The sequence below is a fragment of the Bartonella sp. AP20NXHL genome, assembly GCF_042196165.1.
Classification (GTDB): domain Bacteria; phylum Pseudomonadota; class Alphaproteobacteria; order Rhizobiales; family Rhizobiaceae; genus Bartonella.
Map to the genome: position 1 here is coordinate 1 of NZ_JBHIPV010000048.1, position 3,170 is coordinate 3,170.

Sequence of the window (3,170 nt, forward strand, 5' to 3'; positions counted from 1 at the left end):
TGGTTATTTTAATCGTTTATTTGGATCGCTAGCTGTTTTGATAATAAAAGCCGTGTCTTAAAGGACGCGGCTTTTTTTATGTAAATTCTAAGCAACATAAATAAGGGGCGGAGAGTATCTTCTGGTCGTATAGACTTTTCAAAGCTTAGAAGAAATGTATCTATTCAAGCTTACACCATTTTCGGCAGCTTGTATTGCAAGTTTTCTATGGAGTTCTGGTGGGATTCTTAATTGAAACTTACCACTATATTTACCATGCGACAAAGGCACAGGAACTTCTTCTCCGTTATGTTGCATGTCCTCAACAACTTCTGAAACAAGATCCATAATGCCTTTTAAAGCCTTCTCTGCTTGAGATGCTAACCATGAAAGGGATGGGAATTCTGCACACAATCCGACATATTCCTGATCTTCTTGCGACCACAAAACACGATATGTATAATGATTACTGTTCATGTTTTATCCTTTCTATCGCTTGCAATACTTGTTTGACTTGGTAGGCTTTTGCCTTATTGCCAGAATCTTTTTGAATATTCACACGCGGGTCACCAAGCCACGGGGTTTTAAACACAAAGTGACTCGTACCACTGTTCCGTGGTTCTCCAAAAAAATGTACACACACAGCCAACAAATCTGAAAACTTAATGTTCCTTGGTGATGCTTGCATCAAGCTGATTATTTTTTCAACTTTATTGTTCATAACCAATAATAGTATCACTATTAATCCTAGTCAATCATTTTATAAACCTTCCTAGTTAATCATTTTAAATCTATTGAATAGAGGCTTTTATGTATACAAGAAAAACTATCAGAAAAAGTTTTGTTGCGTTAAACAAAAAAAGAAAGCCGTGTCTTAAAGGACGCGGCTTTTTTGCTATAAAGCAGCCCCCCGCGCCGTTATTTTATTTACGCTGCTTTATTTTCAACAATCTTTACAACGGTATCGTTTTCATAAATTTCACAATCTTCAGGAATTCCATATACATAGTAAATGTTTTGCTCAACATATGAATAATCATTTCTTTTTAATCTTGCATTGCCATGTACCAAACCTCTAATGGTGTGATAACCAGTCACTTTAGCATTGCCATAAACAGAACCGTAGACCTTAACATACCCACCCACGCTAGCATTGCCATAAACCTTGCCATAAATTTTTGAAGAGCTACTTACAACAGCATGATCATAAACCTCAGCCTTGCTATAAATGCGTGCACTTCCTGTTAATTTTGCATTCCCATAAACCCTTGCATATTGATAAACCCACACCTTATCAGAAAGATGCGCATTATCATAAACATGAGCTCCAAAATACACGCGGGTTTTATCATATACATGCGCATTGCCATAAACAAAACCACCAATGACAGCGTTGCCATATACCCTTGCATTTTCATAAACACGACCAGATTTTACAACACAAGCATTATCATAAACCCAGCAATTGCCATCATGAGAAAGGTTATCTTCCTTTTCAATAAAGCCGCCTAAATCACCAGCTTTAACATCAGCAAAGTCTTTTAAAGCACGAATGCGGTATAAAGTAATCCCTTTAACGTGACTTTCATTTATAAGCTCATATTTTTTAGATACATTTTTAGTGGTCATAGGTAGCTCCCTAATCTAATATTCAAACAAATTTTTAAATGAAATGGTTATAAGGAGGCGCCCCCGCCGCGCCCGCGCCGTTATTTAAGCTGTTTTCCTATGAGGACGACACATAACAAAGCAAATTTCACCATAAGGAGAAAGGCGTTCTGTATAAACATTATTCATTGTGTCACCACAAATATTCTTAGTAACAATAGCCATGCCACATGCATTGGCATTTTCATAAACATGCACTTTACTTACAATTTTTGCACTATCGAAAACATGGGCATTATCATACACATGGGCATTGGCAAAAACCTTTGCTGAATCGTAGACGCGAGCATTACCATATACAAAACCACCAACACCTGCATTGCCATAAACCTGCGCATTTTCGTAAACACGACCAGGGCTCACAACAATGGCCTGATCACCAACCCAGCAATTACCATCATGGGAAAGATTTTCTTCAGATTCAATATAGCCACCAAGTTGACCAGCTTTAACATCACCAAAATCTCTTAACGCCTTAATGCGATAAAGTTTTTTACCCTCACGAAGAATTGTTTGATTGGTGAGTTGATATTTTTTTACAGAATTTTGCATAATAAATCCTTACGAAAATATGGTTTTGAATTGACAACCCTATAAGGGCGCCGGGTGTTCAAAACACGGTCGTAAGTCCGTCGTCACACTTTTCTCATAAAGAGTATTGTATGGTGTGACCACACCCGGCAAAATCGTTATATGCCAATAAGAGCACAAAAGAAAGCCAGTTTTTTAAGAATGGGAGAAACCTTATCGGGGTTTATCCGCTTACGATTAAGTGTTTTGAGCACTTGTCGACCTTAATAAACGACCTTTTCTTTAAAGTCAATACGTATTTTTTATTTTTTTCACTTTTTTTCATTTTGATACCTACCTAATTGAATACCAAGTGCTTTTAAATTTTACTTTTGGTTTTTAGTATAAAATGTAGTGCATAAATGGACATGTTTATTAAACTGCGTGTATGCAACATGAGAAAGAATGAATAAACTAAAAAAAAGTACCAAATAACGATATCTAAATACCAAAATACAGTATAACTATTTGGAAAAATTAAAACGACAAGTGCTAAACTTATTAGCTTTAAAAGTCTGTGCAAATACTGTTGTAAATCACGTGTTAATGTCTTCCAACCTGTTGTATTGCCACGTTTGTATTTTGGATTGTTCTGCAACTCAAAAGGAATATGAGAATTGCATAAAATTACAAAAATATTTGTTATTATTATCAAACCAAAAGATGCAAATATCAAAATACCTTGGATAAAATAGGGATTTTTTTTAATTCCTAGAAAGCATAAAAATATAAAAATTATAATACCAAACAAGGCTCTTAGCTGCTTATCTGTAAACATATTTATTTCCTGCGGTTTTCGATAATTTTTTGATCTCTTTATTGATCTCGTCTATAAGAGGTTCGTAATTGAGAACGCTTTTCGGAATACCACCCCCATATATCCAAGCTTTCACTTGCGCCTTGGTACTGTAATCAACATTACAAGGCATCTCATGATACTGACCACCGTCAAA

5 protein-coding genes and 1 pseudogene are annotated in these 3,170 nt (G+C 35.7%); all 6 read right to left on the reverse strand.

The window, feature by feature from the left end; all coding sequences use genetic code 11:
* Positions 1-138 precede the first annotated feature (138 nt).
* Positions 139-456 (reverse strand): type II toxin-antitoxin system HicB family antitoxin, encoded by a 318-nt coding sequence (locus ACFILL_RS08880; protein ID WP_006590330.1) that lies wholly within the window; start codon positions 454-456, stop codon positions 139-141.
* A complete protein-coding gene (locus ACFILL_RS08885; protein WP_273791602.1) occupies positions 446-718 on the reverse strand; it encodes a toxin HicA in 273 nt (90 codons plus the stop codon). The genes ACFILL_RS08880 and ACFILL_RS08885 overlap by 11 nt, the downstream gene beginning before the upstream one ends.
* A gap of 188 nt (positions 719-906) precedes the next feature.
* A complete protein-coding gene (locus ACFILL_RS08890; RefSeq protein ID WP_273791603.1) occupies positions 907-1,608 on the reverse strand; it encodes a hypothetical protein in 702 nt (233 codons plus the stop codon).
* Positions 1,609-1,692: 84 nt separating this feature from the next.
* Positions 1,693-2,199, reverse strand: coding sequence for a hypothetical protein (locus ACFILL_RS08895; protein WP_120100860.1), 507 nt, complete (start codon positions 2,197-2,199; stop codon positions 1,693-1,695).
* 337 nt (positions 2,200-2,536) lie between these two features.
* On the reverse strand, positions 2,537-2,995 hold the full coding sequence (locus tag ACFILL_RS08900) for a hypothetical protein (RefSeq protein ID WP_273791604.1): 459 nt from the start codon (positions 2,993-2,995) through the stop codon (positions 2,537-2,539).
* Positions 2,982-3,170: pseudogene (locus tag ACFILL_RS08905) on the reverse strand (hypothetical protein); the annotation flags it as partial. The gene ACFILL_RS08900 and the pseudogene ACFILL_RS08905, both read right to left, overlap by 14 nt.

What these genes read in the sequence shown, in the direction of transcription:
- ACFILL_RS08880 (WP_006590330.1), bottom strand. Translation starts at nt 456, where the DNA reads ATGAACAGTAATCATTATACATATCGTGTTTTGTGGTCGCAAGAAGAT.
- ACFILL_RS08890 (WP_273791603.1), bottom strand. Translation starts at nt 1,608, where the DNA reads ATGACCACTAAAAATGTATCTAAAAAATATGAGCTTATAAATGAAAGT.
- ACFILL_RS08895 (WP_120100860.1), bottom strand. Translation starts at nt 2,199, where the DNA reads ATGCAAAATTCTGTAAAAAAATATCAACTCACCAATCAAACAATTCTT.
- ACFILL_RS08900 (WP_273791604.1), bottom strand. Translation starts at nt 2,995, where the DNA reads ATGTTTACAGATAAGCAGCTAAGAGCCTTGTTTGGTATTATAATTTTT.